General features: G+C 64.2%; 11 protein-coding genes. 3 read left to right on the top strand and 8 right to left on the bottom strand.

Annotation, left to right across the window (positions count from 1 at the left end; all coding sequences use genetic code 11):
- Window positions 1–81 precede the first annotated feature (81 nt).
- Window positions 82–345, bottom strand: a complete 264-nt coding sequence (locus tag CEW87_RS00375) for a DUF4212 domain-containing protein (RefSeq protein ID WP_108971059.1) — start codon at window positions 343–345, stop codon at window positions 82–84.
- Window positions 346–446: 101 nt separating this feature from the next.
- The gene (gene fusA, locus CEW87_RS00370; RefSeq protein WP_108971058.1) at window positions 447–2483 is read right to left on the bottom strand and encodes an elongation factor G; all 2037 of its coding nucleotides are present in this window, start codon (window positions 2481–2483) and stop codon (window positions 447–449) included.
- A 208-nt stretch (window positions 2484–2691) separates the two neighbouring features.
- On the opposite strand from fusA, the gene CEW87_RS00365 reads away from it, so the two are divergent.
- The 3 genes from CEW87_RS00365 (at window position 2692) to pepN (ending at window position 9265) form a co-directional block, all read left to right on the top strand.
- Window positions 2692–5403: a cation-transporting P-type ATPase gene (locus tag CEW87_RS00365; RefSeq protein WP_108971057.1), complete on the top strand. Its 2712-nt coding sequence runs from the start codon at window positions 2692–2694 to the stop codon at window positions 5401–5403.
- 82 nt (window positions 5404–5485) lie between these two features.
- The gene (locus tag CEW87_RS00360; protein WP_108971056.1) at window positions 5486–6382 is read left to right on the top strand and encodes a universal stress protein; all 897 of its coding nucleotides are present in this window, start codon (window positions 5486–5488) and stop codon (window positions 6380–6382) included.
- Between the two features lie 198 nt (window positions 6383–6580).
- Complete coding sequence (pepN, locus tag CEW87_RS00355; RefSeq protein WP_108971055.1) at window positions 6581–9265, top strand: aminopeptidase N; 2685 nt, start codon at window positions 6581–6583, stop codon at window positions 9263–9265.
- A gap of 59 nt (window positions 9266–9324) precedes the next feature.
- On the opposite strand, the gene CEW87_RS00350 is transcribed toward pepN, so the two are convergent.
- The 6 genes from CEW87_RS00350 to CEW87_RS00325 all read right to left on the bottom strand — a co-directional run bounded on the left by CEW87_RS00350 (window position 9325) and on the right by CEW87_RS00325 (window position 15480).
- Entirely contained in the window at window positions 9325–9768 is a 444-nt protein-coding gene (locus CEW87_RS00350) for a CBS domain-containing protein (RefSeq protein ID WP_108971054.1), read from the bottom strand.
- Window positions 9769–9892: 124 nt separating this feature from the next.
- Window positions 9893–10720: a pantoate--beta-alanine ligase gene (gene panC / locus CEW87_RS00345; RefSeq protein ID WP_108971053.1), complete on the bottom strand. Its 828-nt coding sequence runs from the start codon at window positions 10718–10720 to the stop codon at window positions 9893–9895.
- A gap of 35 nt (window positions 10721–10755) precedes the next feature.
- Window positions 10756–11571, bottom strand: a complete 816-nt coding sequence (gene panB / locus CEW87_RS00340) for a 3-methyl-2-oxobutanoate hydroxymethyltransferase (RefSeq protein ID WP_108971052.1) — start codon at window positions 11569–11571, stop codon at window positions 10756–10758.
- A gap of 81 nt (window positions 11572–11652) precedes the next feature.
- Complete coding sequence (locus CEW87_RS00335; RefSeq protein ID WP_108951322.1) at window positions 11653–12294, bottom strand: deoxynucleoside kinase; 642 nt, start codon at window positions 12292–12294, stop codon at window positions 11653–11655.
- 59 nt (window positions 12295–12353) lie between these two features.
- On the bottom strand, window positions 12354–13904 hold the full coding sequence (locus tag CEW87_RS00330) for an EAL domain-containing protein (protein WP_108971051.1): 1551 nt from the start codon (window positions 13902–13904) through the stop codon (window positions 12354–12356).
- 88 nt (window positions 13905–13992) lie between these two features.
- A complete protein-coding gene (locus CEW87_RS00325; protein ID WP_108971050.1) occupies window positions 13993–15480 on the bottom strand; it encodes a DEAD/DEAH box helicase in 1488 nt (495 codons plus the stop codon).
- Between the last annotated feature and the right edge of the window lie 185 nt (window positions 15481–15665).

Here is a 15665-nt window from a genome sequence, read left to right as displayed (position 1 = left end):
GCGCCCGTCGGAAGGTTGCGGGATTGGGGCTCATGGCTTGCTGAGGCAGATTCGCGGCTCGGCAAGCAGGCCGGAGCCGGCTCAGGAGCGGCGTTCGGATACGCCGTAGCGGCGGTCCATCCGGTTCATGACCCGCACGTAGATGCCGATGATCAAGAGATAGGCGATCAGCGAGCCCTGCGCGAAGACGTAGAAACCGAGCGGGAAACCCATGAAGCTCAGGGAATTGAGCTCTACAGCGTAGTAGCCGGCGACGAAGGTACCGACGAACCAGATGGCCAGCAGGGTGCCGGTCAGCATCAGATTGCGCCGCCAGTAGGTGCGGTGACGTTCGGACAGTTCCATTGCGTTTCGGGTCGCGACTCAGGTTTTTTCTGGCGAACAGGCATGCCGGGTCAATGAATTCGCCGGCGTGACCCGCAGGCCGCGCCGGCGTTGCATCGGGACTACTGTGCGCTGTGTTCCCGGCGCAATTGTGCCTGTGTTTCGGCCGCGGCAGGCTCGTAGCCGCCGGCTTCGATCATGAATTCGCTCTCTCCTGCGCAAATCGCTTTCAGCCGCGCTTCAAACCCATCCATGCTGGCCATCGGCACGCGCGCCGAGATCATGGTCCAGCCGCTCGCCGGGCTGTCGGTAGCCGTCAGGTGGCCGCGGCGCCCCGCAAGCTCGGCGCTGACCTCGCCAAAGCGGTCGTCCGCCACCTTCACCGTGATCTCGAGCATGGGTTCGAGGATCTGCGGGCGGGCGGCGAGCACGGCTTCGGTCAGGGCGTGACGGGCTGCGGTGGAAAACGAGATCTCGTTCGAATCCACCGCATGGTGCTTGCCGTCGGTCACGATTACCCGCAGGTCGTGGATCGGGAAGCCCGCCACGGCGCCTTCGGTGAGCGCCTGACGGACGCCCTTTTCGACGGCGGGCATGAAGTGCGTGGGAATGGCGCCGCCTTTCACCTCGTCGGCAAGCTGCAGACCTTCGCCGCGAGCCAGTGGCTCGACGCGCAAGGCAACTTCACCGAACTGCCCCGAACCGCCGCTCTGCTTTTTGTGGCGGTAACGTGCCTCCGCTGTCGCCGAGATGGTCTCGCGGTATGGAATTGCCGGTGGGGCAGTGTCGAGCTGCAGGTTCCAGCGACTGGCGAGCTGGTCGAGCACGATCTTGAGGTGCTGCTCGCCCAGCCCGCGCACGACCGTGTGGTGTCCGCGTGCGTCGTAGCTCACCTCCAGACAGGGATCCTCGTCAGTCAGGCGCACCAGCGCCTCGGCCAGCTTGTGCTCGTCAGCCGGTTTGCGTGCGATCAGCGCCAGCCCGAATACCGGCTGGGGATAGGTCGGCGGCGCAAGGTGGAACTGGTCTTCGTCGTGTGAGTCGTGCAGGACGGCATCGCGATGGAGCTCGTCGACGCGTGACACGGCGCACAGGTCTCCAGGCACCGCGAGCGCGGTTTCGATCACGTTCCGCCCCTGCAGGCGCAGGAGGTGGGCGACCTTGAAGGGTTTGCGCGCATCGCCGATGAAGAGCGCGCTGCCGGGTTCGACCTTTCCCTGATGAACGCGGAACAGCGCAATCTTGCCGCGGTAAGGGTCGTTGCTGATCTGAAAAACATGGGCCAGGACGTGTCGTGCCGCATCGGGCTCGGTGCTGACGGCGACGGCCGCCGGCCCTTCGCCCTTGATGAAGCGGGGCGGGTTGCCCTCGGTCGGGTCGGGCATCAGCCGCCCCAGGATATCGAGCAGTTCGTTCACGCCGGCGCCCGTTCGGGCCGATACGAAACAGACCGGAATCAGATGGCCTTCGCGCAATGCCTGTTCGAAGGGCGCGTGCAGCTGTTCGGGGTCGAGCGCTTCGCCCTGCTCAAGGTAGCGCGCCATGAGCGCTTCATCGAGCTCGATCACCTGATCGACGATTGCGTCGTGGGCTGCAGTGGGCGACGAGAATGCGGTTGCAAGCGACGCGTCGGGTGCGAAGAAGCAATCGATAACCGAGCTGCCGTCGGCCGATGGCAGGTTGATCGGCAGGCACTCGCGGCCGAATTCGTCGGCGATGGCAGTCGTGAGTGCAGCGAAATCGGTGCCGGCAGCGTCGATGGCGTTTACCACGATCATGCGGCATTTGCCCGCAGCGGCAGCCATCATGCGGCGCGTTCCGCTCTCGATACCGGTTGCCGCATGGACCACAATCGCCGCGGTTTCGACCGCGGGGAGGGTGGCGAGTGCGCGTCCGGCGAGGTCGGGCAACCCCGGTGTGTCGAGCAGATTGATCCAGTGACCCGACCATTCGAGATGGGTCAGGCTTGCGGCAAGCGAATGCCCCATGGCCTTTTCCTGCGGGTCGTGGTCTGAAACGGTGTCGCCACGTGCCACGCTGCCACCGCTGGGAATGGCGCCGGACGCTGCGAGCAGCGCTTCCACCAATGAGGTCTTGCCGCAGCCGGCGTGGCCGAGCAGGCTGATGTTGCGGATGTCGTGAACCGACTCTGGCGTCATTGCACATCCCTCCGTGTAACGAATGGCTCAAGTTTCCGCCAGTGTCGGAGCCATGGCAATGCGCTATATCAAGCCGGATGCTGCGGGCTTCTTCCCGAACGTCCATTTGCACGGCAGCACGTGTTTTAAGGGAACCAAAGCGGCAATTGCATGTAGATATGTGCAAGCATGTAAGCCGTGTTTCTGAACCTGTTCCAGGTGTCCGTAAATGAATGCCAGATTCGAACATGATCCGGGTGGCGCGCAGGCCGATTGGCATGCCTGCCCGGCCTCCGATGCCATTGAGTGCCTGAGTGCGAACCGGCGGCTCGGGCTGAGTGCTGCCGACCTTCAGGAGCGCCAATCGCGCTTCGGCCCGAATGCGCTGCCGCCGCCCAAGGGGCGCGGCCCATGGCTGCGTTTTCTGCTCCAGTTTCACAATGTCCTGATCTACGTGTTGCTGGCTGCGGGCGTTGTCACGGCAACCCTGGGGCACGCGGTCGACGCCGGGGTGATCTTCGGTGTAGTCGTGATCAATGCCATCATCGGCTTCATTCAGGAAGGCAAGGCAGAGCGTGCGCTGGATGCGATCCGCAACATGCTCTCGCTGCAGGCCCAGGTGCTGCGTGACGGACGCCGGCAGGAGGTGATGGCAGACACGCTGGTGCCCGGAGACATCGTCTTTCTGGTCTCCGGTGACAAGGTGCCGGCCGACCTGCGCCTGCTGGAGGTGCGGAGTTTGCGCATCGAGGAAGCAGCGCTCACCGGCGAATCGCTCGCGGTTGAAAAGGGCACGGCAGCGGTGAGTGCAAGCGCAGCGCTTGGCGATCGTGTCTGCATGGCCTACTCCGGAACCCTTGTCATTTACGGTCAGGCAGTCGGAGTGGTCGTGGCGACTGCGACGCGGACCGAGATCGGTCGCATCAGCGCGATGCTCAACGAGGTGCAAACGCTCAGTACGCCGCTGCTGCGGCAGTTGGCCGGTTTTGGTCGTGTGCTGACGTGGGCCATACTGGCCATAGCGACGGTCACCTACGTGTTCGGTGTCATGGTGCGGGGATATCCGTCGGGCGAGATGTTTCTTGCAGCGGTCGGTCTTGCTGTCGCGGCAATCCCGGAAGGGCTGCCTGCAATCATGACGATCACGCTGGCAATCGGCGTGCAGGCGATGGCGCGACGCAATGCCATCATTCGCCGCCTGCCGGCGGTCGAGGCGCTGGGTTCGGTCACCGTGATCTGCACCGACAAGACCGGCACCCTCACGCGTAACGAGATGACCGTGCAGCAGGTGTTGATCGCTGACGGGGCGCTGGCGGTTTCAGGGGCGGGTTACGCGCCCCATGGCGGCTTCAGCCGCGACGGGCGCGAACTCGACGCGCTTGAGTGTCCGGGCTTGCAGCGTATTGGCCGCGCGGCGCTATTGTGCAATGACGCCACGCTGGCGCTGGACGATGATCTGTGGCATCTGGTCGGAGATCCGACCGAGGGCGCCTTGCTGACGCTCGCAGCCAAGGCCGGTCTGGATGCGGCGTTCGAGCGCGAGGCCCTGCCGCGGGTCGACGCCATCCCGTTCGAGTCCGAGCACCGCTTCATGGCAACCCTGCACCACGACCACCGTGGCGGCGGGCTGATTCTGCTCAAGGGGGCGCCCGAGCGGGTGCTGTCCCTGTGCTCGACTCAGCGTGAAGGCGAACTTGATGGCCCCCTGCAGTGTGAGCGCTGGTATGCCAGCATGGAGGAGGCTGCGGCACAGGGCATGCGTCTGCTGGCGATTGCCGAGCGCTACGATACCGAGCGTCAGAGCGCGCTCGATTTCGCCAATGTCGAAGCCGGTGGCTTCACCTTGCTCGCGATTCTCGGCCTGACCGATCCGCCGCGCGACGAGGCTGTAGCCGCGGTCGCCCGGTGCCTGTCGGCAGGCATCCGGGTCAAGATGATCACCGGTGATCATGCGGTCACTGCGCGGGCGATCGGGCAGCAACTCGGACTGGCTTCGGCGCAGAGCGTCATTACCGGGGCGGAGATCGAAGCGCTCGATGATGCACAGCTTGCAGGCGTGGTCGGCGACGTCGATATCTTTGCCCGCGCCAGCCCCGAGCACAAGTTGCGCCTGGTGAAGGCGCTGCAGGCGCAGGGCGAGGTGGTCTCGATGACCGGGGACGGTGTCAATGATGCACCCGCGCTCAAGCGTGCCGACGTTGGCGTGGCGATGGGACGCAAGGGCACCGAGGCGGCCAAGGAGGCGGCCGAGATGGTCCTTGCCGACGACAACTTTGCGTCGGTGGCCGCTGCGGTGGAGGAGGGGCGGCGGGTGTACGACAACCTCAAGAAGGCGATCGTGTTCATCCTGCCCACCAATATCGGTCAGGGGGCAATGGTTTTGGCTGCGGTGCTGTTCGGCCTTACGATGCCGATTACGCCGGCACAGATCCTGTGGGTGAACATGATCACGGCGGTGACGCTCTCGCTAGCGCTCGCCTTCGAGGCGCCCGAGCGCGACATCATGCAGCGTCCGCCGCGTGACCCCATGGAGCCGCTGCTGACCCGTTTCCTGGTATGGCGTATCGTGTTCGTCGGCGTATTGCTGGTCGCGGGCGGGATGGGGCTGTTCCTGTGGGAACTCAATCGTGGTGCCGGACTGGAGGCCGCAAGGACGGTGACCGTAAATGCGATCCTGATCGGCGAGGTCTTCTATCTGTTCAATGTGCGCAGCTTTTACGGATCCATCCTCAATCGCGAGGGCTTCTTCGGTAATCGCTACGTGCTGTATGCAATTGCCTTGCTGCTGATTTGCCAGGCGCTGTTCACCTACCTGCCGGCGATGCAGGCACTCTTCGGTACCGAGGCGCTGGGGATGGACGAGTGGGTACGGATTCTGCTGTTCGGCATCATCGTGCTGCTGGTGATCGAGGCGGAGAAAGTCATGCTGCGCAGGCTCTGAGCCGGTAAAGCCCGCGCGGGGCGCAATTCGATAACGGACCGGGGTCGGCAGCGATTCCGGATGAGATGAGGGAGGGTGATCCATGCAATCGATTCGTACGCTGCTTGCGGCAAGTGATCTTTCCGCCTTTGCGCGGCACGCGGCGGAGCGTGCTGCAATGGTGGCAAGCGAGGTCGGTGCCCGGCTGTCGATTGCCCACGTGGTGAATGGCAGCGGGCTTAACGCCTTGCGGCATCTGGTCGATGTCGGTACCGGTGACGTGGCGGCGCGTCTGCTCGACGAGGTGCGTGGCGAGGTCCGCGAACTGGTCGATGATATCGGCCAGCGCTATGGCGCCAGGGTCGACATGCATCTGGCTACCGGTGCGGTGATGTCGGAGCTGAGCGAATACGCGGAGGTCATCGATGCGGACCTGCTGGTGTTGGGCGCTCGCGGATCGAGCGTGGTTCGCGAGTGGCTGCTCGGGACGACGACCGAGCGCATGCTGAGCAAGAGCTCACGGGCCATGCTGGTGGTCAAGCAGATGCCGCATGAAAACTATCAGCGCGTACTGGTTCCGGTCGATTTTTCGCCGCGCTCCGCAGATGCGTTGCGTTTTGCCCGCTCAGTGGCGCCAAAGGCCGATCTGATCCTGCTGCACGCATTCGAAGTGCCTTTTGAAGGCAAGCTGCGTTACGCCGGCGTCGAGAGCGACGCCCTGGCTGCCCTGCGGGTAACCGCCAAGCGTGAGGCCGTCGAGAAAATGAATGCCCTCGTGGATGCCGCGGGGCTGGGGGACGCAGGTGTTCGTCGCATCGTCTTGCACGGAGATGCGGCTGCCACGATTCTCGCGCAGGAGCAGGAGCAGGATTGTGACCTGATCGTGATCGGCAAGCGCGGGCTGGGCTTGCTCGAAGAGTTGCTGCTGGGTAGCGTGACCAAACACATCCTCGCCCAGTCCAACGGCGATGTCATGGTGACCGACCGCGAGTTCGATTGAGTTCGGCGACTGACTTCAGTAACTGACTTCAGTAACTGACTTCAGTAACTGACTTCGGCGACCGAGTTCGTCGGGGCGAGCGGTTCCCGTTTTCCGGCTTTGCTTCATTACGCACGTTCGTCTTGTGGTTGGGCATGTGGCCCCGGGCGCCTTACACTTCCGGTTTCGCCGCAAGTCGCAGCCAAAGCCGGAGTCAGAATGAGAACCGAACAAGCCCCCACCATTCAACGGGTCGATTACCAGCCCCTGGCCTGGAGTGTCACGCGCATCGACCTCCATTTCCGGCTCGAGCCCACGGCCACGATCGTCACCAACCGCATGATTTGCGTGCGCAACCCGGCTGCAGCTGTCGATGGTCCCATCCGGCTGTGGGGCGAGGCGCTGGAGCGCGTCTCGCTGAGCATCGACGGGGTGACGCCGGCGGCTGGCGCGCTGCGCGAAAAGGGCTCCCTGCTCGAGATCGATGTGGCCAGTCCTGCGCAATCGGTGACGCTTGAGGTGGTCACCCGGGTCAATCCGAAAGCCAACACCACGCTCTCCGGGCTCTACCTGTCGAACGGCGGCTTCTTCACGCAGTGCGAGGCGGAGGGTTTTCGCCGCATTACCTGCTTCCCCGACCGCCCGGATGTGATGGCGCGCTTTACCGTCACCCTCGACGCCGACCGTGAGGCCTGCCCGGTGCTGTTGTCGAATGGCAACCTGCTCGAGCAGGGTGAGCTGCCGGACGGGCGCCATTACGCGAAATGGGAAGACCCCTTCCTCAAACCGTCCTACCTGTTTGCACTGGTGGCGGCAAAGCTGGTCGCGCTCGAGCGCGAGGTGGAAACCGCGTCCGGACGCAAGGTGCTGCTCCAGGTGTGGGTGGAGGAAGGCAATCTCGACCGCTGCGAGCATGCGATGGATTCGCTCGTCCACTCGATGCGCTGGGACGAGACAACCTTCGGCCTCGAGCTCGATCTCGACCGCTTCATGATCGTTGCAGTGGCCGATTTCAACATGGGGGCGATGGAGAACAAGGGCCTCAACATCTTCAACACCAAGTTCGTGCTGGCCAAGCCGGACACCGCAACCGACATCGACTACGAGAACGTCGAGAGTGTGGTGGCGCATGAGTACTTCCACAACTGGACGGGTAACCGCGTGACCTGCCGCGACTGGTTCCAGCTCACGCTCAAGGAAGGCCTCACCGTGTTCCGTGACCAGCAGTTCTCGGCCGACATGCTCGCCCGCGCAGCCGGCCCCGAAGGCGCTGCCTCGGCGCGGGCGGTGAAGCGCATCGACGATGTCCGGGTGCTGCGTGCGGCACAGTTCCCGGAAGACGGCGGGCCGATGGCGCACCCGATCCGCCCCGACAGCTATCAGGAGATCAACAACTTCTACACCGCCACGGTGTACGAGAAGGGGGCGGAAGTGATCCGCATGCTGCACACCCTGCTCGGGCCCGAGGGTTTCCGCAACGGCATGGATCTGTACTTCAGCTATCACGACGGCTGCGCCGTGACCTGCGACGATTTCGTCGATGCGATGGCCGAGGCCAATGGTCGCGATCTCGACCAGTTCATGCACTGGTACAGCCAGTCCGGCACGCCACGCCTGCGGGCCTCCGGCGCGTGGGATGCGGCCAGCGGCAGCTACACGCTGAGCCTGAGTCAGCATACGCCGCCGACTCCGGGCGAGGCCGAGAAGCAGCCGCTGGTGATTCCGGTGGCGCTCGGCCTGATCGGTCCGGACGGGCGTGACTGCGCACTGCAGCTGGAGGGTGAGGCTCAGCCGGGTGCAACGACGCGGGTGCTGGCGCTGAACTCGGCCGAGCAGTACTTCCGTTTCATCGGTCTTGCAGCCGAGCCCGTGCCCTCGCTGCTGCGAGGCTTCTCGGCGCCAGTGATTCTGGAGCTGGACGAAGACGATGCGCGCCTGGCATTCCGCATGGCTCACGACAGCGACCCCTTCAACCGCTGGGATGCCGCGCAGCGTTACAGCGAGCGCATCATCCTGGCCTCTGCCGGCGGTGCCATGCAGGCTGTGCCCGAGGCCTTCGTTGCGGCTTTCCGCACGCTGCTCGAAGACACGGCGCTCGACCCTGCCTTCCGTGCTCAAGCGCTGGCCATGCCGGCCGAAGGCTTCCTGCTCGAGCGCATGACTGTTGCCGATCCGCAGGCGCTGCGCGCTGCGCTGGTCGGGCTTACGCGCCATCTGGGCGCTGTCCTGGCCGATGAGTGGCGCGCCCTGTTCGCTGCAATGCAGGTGCCGGGCGAATATCGCTACCACCCGGCGGACGCCGGTCGCCGTGCGCTGGCCAATCTGGCCCTGCGCTATCTGGCCGCTGCGGGCGATGCTCAGGGCCTGGTGCTGGCGCAGGCGCGCTTCGATGCCGCGACCAACATGACCGAGCGTTTCGGTGCGCTGGCTGCGCTCGCGCAGGTCTCCGGTGCCGCACGCGAGGCTGCGCTGCAGGCATTCCATCAGCGCTATCTCAAGGACCCCCTGGTGCTCGACAAGTGGTTTGCGCTGCAGGCCGGTGCCTGGCGCTGGAGCGATGCGGCAGAGCCGACTGTGGAGCGGGTGCGCGCCTTGATGGCTGATCCGGCCTTCAGCCTGTCGAATCCGAACAAGGTCTATGCCTTGCTCGGCACCTTCTTCCGTGCCAACGCGGGCGAGTTCCATGCCGCGGACGGCAGTGGGCACCGGTTCTGGGCCGATCAGGTGATTGCGCTCAATGCGACCAATCCGCAGGTGGCTTCGCGTATGGCGCGGGCGCTGGAGAACTGGCGGCGTTACACCCCTGAGTTGCAGGCCAGCATCCGGCCGCAACTCGAGCGCGTGCTGGCGTCTGAAGGGTTGTCGCCGGATGTTGCAGAGGTTGTGGGCAAGGCTCTGAACTGAGCCTGCAGGGCTGTCTGCTGGCGGATGAGCCCCTTTCAGGGGCCTCCGCCAGACGAGACTCAGGTCGCGAGATCGCCGGCGATGTAGCTCGACAACTGATCAATGGTGGCCTGTTGCTGGCTGACGATGCATTTCACCATGTCGCCGATGGTCACGATGCCGGCGATCTTGCCGTCTTCGACAACCGGCAGGTGACGAAAGCGGTTTTCCGTCATGGTCTGCATGACCTCATCGACCGTGCACGACGGCGTGACCGTGCGCGGGTTGGGGGTCATCAGTTCACGGATTTTTACGTCGCGCGATACGAGGCCCTTGAGCACGACCTTGCGTGCGTAGTCGCGCTCCGTGAAGATGCCCACCAGACGCTCGCCCTCGATAACGAGCACTGCGCCGATGTCGTGTTCCGCCATGATCTGCAACGCGTCGAGCACGGAGCTGTTGGGTAGCACTGCCATGGCCTTGTTGCCCTTCTGGGCAAGAATCTGTCCTACGGTAGTCGTCATCTCCGGGTTTCCTCCTCTGGGTCTTTACTGCCACTCGCCTTCAGGGGCGATTCTGATTCGTCATAGCTTGAGATGTTACGCGTCAGCTTGCAAGGCAGGGCGAACCCTGATGTGACACCGCGGCTCAGATTTCGAGGTTGTCGATCAGTCGGGTCACACCAAGCCTTGCCGCCGCGAGCACAACCAGCGGATCGTTGGCATGTACCGGCGGCTGAAGGTCTGCGCGGTGGCGAATGGCAACGTAGTCGGGTTTCCAGCCGCGCGCCGCGAGTTCGCTCATTGCCTCGGTTTCGAGCTTCAGGAAGTCGTGGTCACCGCTGCGTACCGCCGCGCTGATGCGTGTCAGCAGGCGGTGAAGGGCAGGCGCCTCGGCACGCTGCTCGGCCGTCAGGTAGCCATTGCGGGAGGACAGCGCGAGGCCGTCTTCGGCACGTACGGTCTCACCGGGCACAACCTCGATCGGGAGCGCCAGTTCGCGCACCATGTTCGACAGCACCATCAGCTGCTGATAGTCCTTCTTGCCGAACAGGGCCACGTCGGGCTGCACGATATTGAGCAGTTTCAGCACCACGGTGGCGACGCCCCGGAAGTGTCCCGGACGGAATTCGCCGTCGAGAATCGAGACCTGGGCCGGCGCGGGATCGACGTGATAGTGCTGCACTTGCGGATACATCACCTTTTCGTCGGGCGCGAACAGGTGCTTGACCCCTGCTGCCTCCAGCTTCTCGCAGTCGGATTCGAGCGTGCGCGGATACTTGTCGAAGTCCTCGCTGGGGCCGAACTGCAGTCGATTGACGAAGATGCTGGCGATCACGCAGTCGGTTTGAGCTCCGGCCTGCCGCATCAGCGCGATGTGTCCCTCGTGAAGATTGCCCATGGTGGGCACCAGGGCGACACGGCCGGCTTTGGCGCGGGCTGCACGCAGCGACTCGATCGTGGTGTGAATCTGCATGTATTGAACCTCTTGATGTCCGCGAGCGGATTGCTTCAGTAGCAATGTTCCGCTGCCGGGAAGCTGCCATCCTTGACTGCAGCGACGTAGCTGCCGACGGCCTCGTCGATACTGCTCGCGCCGTTCATGAAGTTGCGCACGAAGCGGGCCGTCTTGCCCGGGTAGACGCCGAGCAGGTCATGCAGTACGAGGACCTGGCCATCGCACGATGGGCCGGCGCCAATGCCGATGGTGGCCATCGACTTGAGAATGGAGGTGATTTCGGTGGCTACCGTCGCCGGCACCATTTCCATGACCATCAGGCCTGCGCCGGCATCCTCGAGCGCGCGCGAGTCGGACTTGAGGCGTTCGGCGCCGGCTTCGTTGCGGCCTTGAACCCGATAGCCGCCCAGTTGATGGACTGATTGCGGTGTCAGACCAATATGGGCGCATACCGGGACGCCGCGTTCGACCAGGAAATGCACCGTTTCGGCCATGAACTCGCCACCCTCGAGCTTGACCATCTGCGCGCCGGCGGCCAACAGTCGCGCGGCATTGCGCATGGCCTGCGCCGGGCTCTCGTGGTAACTGCCAAAGGGCATGTCGGCCACGATGAACGGACGGTTGCATCCGCGCGCGACGCATTCGGTGTGATACACCATGTGGTCCATGGTGACCGGGAGCGTGGACTTCTGGCCCTGGAGCACGTTGCCGAGGGAGTCGCCCACCAGTACCACGTCCACGCCGCAGCGCTCTACCAGCGTGGCAAAGCTCGCGTCATAACAGGTGAGCATGGCAATCTTGCGGCCTTCGGCGCGCATCTTGCCCAGCTCGAACAGGGTGATCGGTTTGTTGTCCTGGAGGTAGCTCATCGTTCGCTCCTGAAAGGAGGGCGCAGTTTTCACCAAACTGGTGCAATGCACAAGCAGGAATTGAACGTGCGGTCCGACAGCTTAGCCCGCGTAGGCGAAAAACTCGCGATAACTGCGCATGTTGCGCAGGCGGTCGACCAGCAGTTCGAAGTCAGCCTCATTATCAACCGGATTGAGTATGCCAGCATCGACGACGAACAAGGGTGCGTCTTCGTACTGGTAGAAGAACCGTGCGTAGTGGTCGGCTACGCGTTCGAGGTAGGCTTCGGTGATACGTCGTTCGGCCTCCATGCCGCGCTTGCGGATGCGCTCGACCAGGGTATCGGCCCGTGCCTGCAGGTAGATCACCAGATCCGGCTTGGGCGGCGCGGCCGGTTTCATGGCGTCGAACACGCGCTGATAGAGCGCACGCTCTTCGTCGGTGAGGTTCAGGCTGGCAAAGAGGGGGTCTTTCTCAAGCAGGAAGTCGGAGACGATGCGGGGTGCTTCGGCATCGTCCTGAGGCAGCGCTGCGAGCTGGTCGATGCGCTGAAACAGGAAGGAGAGCTGCGTCGACATCGCCCAGCGCTCGGCATTCTGGTAGAAGCGCGCCAGGAAGGGGTTGGCTTCGGGTTGCTCGAACAGGGTGTTGGCCTGCAGATGCTCCGCCAGGCGGATGGCGAGCGAGGTCTTGCCTGCGCCGATCGGCCCTTCAACGACGATATAGCGTGCCTTGTCGAGCATCGTGGATTTGTCTGCCTGTTGCATGGAAGTGAAGTTTCAAGCCCGGACCCGCAGCGATCCTAACAAAAAAGCTGACCCGAGAGAAAACGGGCGAACTCGACGTCGGCCATGGGTGCGCCGAACAGTGGCCCCTGTTGGAGTTCGCAGCCAAGCGCGAGGAGGAAGGACTGTTGCGCCTCGTTCTCGACCCCGCGGGCAAGAACCTTGAGCCCCAGCGGTGCGGCCATGCACACGATGGCCTCGACTACGGCGTCGCAGTCATCGTCCTTGCCTACGCCGCTCACCAGTTCCGGTGCAAGCTTCAAGGCCTGGATGGGGTAGCGTTTAAGACGCGGCAAGGAGTTCAGGCCGTGTCCGAAGTTGTCGATGGCGAGGCGCACGCCGAGCTTGGCGAGCGAACTCAGCGTGGCCGAGACATTGTCGTCCGGCACTGCCAGTACCTCTTCGTCGAGATCGAGCTCCAGACGCTTCGGCGCGATACCGCTTTCGCTCAGTGCGGTGATGACCTGCTGCACGAGGGCGCCATGCATGATCTGTTCGATCGCGACATTGACGGTCACGGTGGGCGCCCGCCCCTGTGTGAGCGGCCACGCGTTTGCAGCACGGCATGCCGCACGCAGCGCCCAGCCGCCAAGCTCGGGCAGCCGGCCATCATCGCGCGCAGCGCCAGCGAATTCGCGGAATGGAATCAGCCCGAGCCGGGGGTGGTGCCAGCGCAGCAGAGCTTCGCCCGCATGAATCGCCCCGCTGCGGACATTGACCAGGGGCTGGAAGTGCAGGTCGAGGCGGGTGCTTTCGATTCTGGGGTGCTGGAGGCCGCGCGGCCCCTTTGTGCTGGCGGACACAGGGCCGCCGACGACGTCCGTGCGGGGCGGCAGCAGCAACAGGTGCCAGCCGTCGCGGGGGCCGGCAAGGATACGGGCGTCGAGCGCCTGGGTATTGCCGCGCGGGCTGATGCGGGCCAGCGGGGGGGTGCCAGGTGCTGGCCAGTGGATGTCGAGGCAACTGTCCGCGCTGTGGCCGATCAGTTCGCTGCGGTTCATGCCAAGGGTGTCGAGCGCAGCGGCGTTGGCGGCATTGATGCGATTGCGGTCGTCGATCACGATGACCGCTTGAGCGAGCGCGGCGGCGAGTCGGGGCCATACGCTGTCGGTCTGGGCTGCAGGAGCGGTGTCTGACGGCCCGGCCGGAGTCTCCGTCAGGTTCTCGGGGCTCAGAATCAGGGCGTGAATGCCCGGTCGCAGGCGTGCAGCAGCGACAAAGCGGAAGTCGCGTGGGCGTCCATCGGGGAGCGCGATCTGGAGGGTGCCGCGCATTTCGCCCTGGATCAGCAATCGGGCGCGCGCCTCGAGGAAAGCCTGCTCGTCGACAAAGAGCTCGGTCAGCGGGCGGCCGGCGATCTGCCGGTAGTCGCGTTCAAGCAGGCGGCACGCGGCGCTGTTGGCGTCGATGATGCGCTCGTCGCCGGTAATGATCAGGCCTTCGTCGATGAGTTCGAGAAGGGCCAGATACACGCCGGTTTCAGCCCCCTCCGAGAAGTCGGGGACGAAGGGCTCATCAGGATTGTTGTTGTCCCTTGCGGGACCAGCGTGCTTCATTGGCGACAGCATGTCCAAGTGTCCAAGCCTGTTATCGGCATGAGTTCAGGATACTTGAAGTGCTGCCGCCAAATCGGTCGAATAGCCGGGCGACGCGGGCCTATTTCCGCCCCAGCCCGCCCAGCAGAACCGCGATCGGACGCTGCGGGCGGCGCGGCGCGGCTTTTTCAGCGGGTGCGCCGGTGTCCGCTGCCGCTTCGGGGGTGCGGGCAGATTCGTAGGGTTTGCTGAAATCGAAGCCGTCCGGTGCGACAGTGGACTTCTGCCTGCCGCGATTTCCACCGCCTGTGTTGCCACTGCGGCCGCCGCGCGACTCCCCTGTGGCAGGTGCAGCGCGGGGCGCAGCCGGCGCTCTCTGCCGTGGTTCGGCTGGCATGGATGCGCTCGCGCTGGCGCCGCCACTGCGCCGACCACGATGACGGCTGCCGGCCTCGAAGAAATCGGGGTCGGGGTCGAAGCCGGGCACGATTTCCTGCGGGATATCGAGCTTGATGAGCTTCTGGATGTCGGCGAGGTAGTGCTTTTCTTCGGAGCACACCAGCGACACGGCGTTGCCCTTGTGGCCGGCACGGCCGGTGCGGCCGATCCGGTGGACGTAGTCTTCCGCCGTGTGCGGCAACTCGAAGTTGATGACGTTGGGCAATTCGTCGATGTCGATGCCGCGCGCGGCAACGTCGGTGGCGACGAGGACGCGCAGCTTGCCGGCCTTGAACGCCTCCAGGGTTTCGGTGCGCTGCTGCTGCCCCTTGTCACCGTGGATGGCATCGGCGGAGATGCCGCTGCGCTCAAGGAAGTGGGCAAGGCGGCCGCATACGATCTTGGTGGCAACAAAGACCAGTGCCTGGGTGTCGGGCTGATGGCGCAGCAGGTGCGCGAGCAGGTTGCGCTTCATGCCTGCCGAAACCGGGTGCACGACGTGCGTGATGGTTTCCGACACCATGTTGCGGCGTGCGACCTCGATCAGCTGCGGGTCTTTCAGCATCTGGTCGGCGAGCTTCTTGATCTCGTCGGAGAAGGTGGCGGAGAAGAGCAGGCTCTGACGGCTGGCCGGCAGCAACTCGAGAATGCGCTTGATGTCGGGGATGAAGCCCATGTCGAGCATGCGGTCGGCTTCGTCGAGCACGAGCATTTCGACCTGGTTGAGCTGGATGGTCTTTTGCTGGACGTGGTCGAGCAGGCGCCCAGGCGTGGCGATGACGATTTCGATGCCGCGGCGCAGTTCGGCGACCTGGGCCTTCATGTCGACGCCACCGTAAATGCAGGTCGAGCGCAGCGGGATGTGCTTGCTGTAGGTTTTGACCGACTCATACACCTGCATCGCCAGTTCGCGGGTCGGTGCGAGAATCAGTGCGCGCGTCTGGTGACGGGCGGGGGATGTGCTGGTGCTGGCGTGGCGGGCAAGGCGTTGCAGCAGGGGCAGGGTAAAGCCTGCGGTCTTGCCGGTGCCGGTCTGGGCGCCGCCCAGAATGTCTTTGCCGGCAAGCACGATGGGGATTGCCTGGCTCTGGATCGGGGTGGGTTCGGTGTAGCCGGATTCTGCTACGGCTTGCAGGAGTTCCGGGATGAGGCCGAGGTCGGCAAAACTCATGAGCGCCTTTCTGGTTGGGCCAACTGCCGCGCAATCATGTGACCACTGTGGGTGTCAGGATGAGCATGCGCCGGGAATGCGCCCTTGACGAGTGCGGGTGCCGGCGGGCGGGCTGGATACGGAAAAAAGAAAGGATTATACACACAGGCCGAAAAGCGTTTTGTGACAAGTGCTTCCGGCGCGAG

Source organism: Parazoarcus communis (genome assembly GCF_003111665.1).
In the GTDB taxonomy this organism is placed as follows: Bacteria; Pseudomonadota; Gammaproteobacteria; order Burkholderiales; family Rhodocyclaceae; genus Parazoarcus; species Parazoarcus communis_B.
Note: the sequence above shows the minus strand (reverse complement) of the source record. Positions and strands in the feature narration are given on the sequence as shown.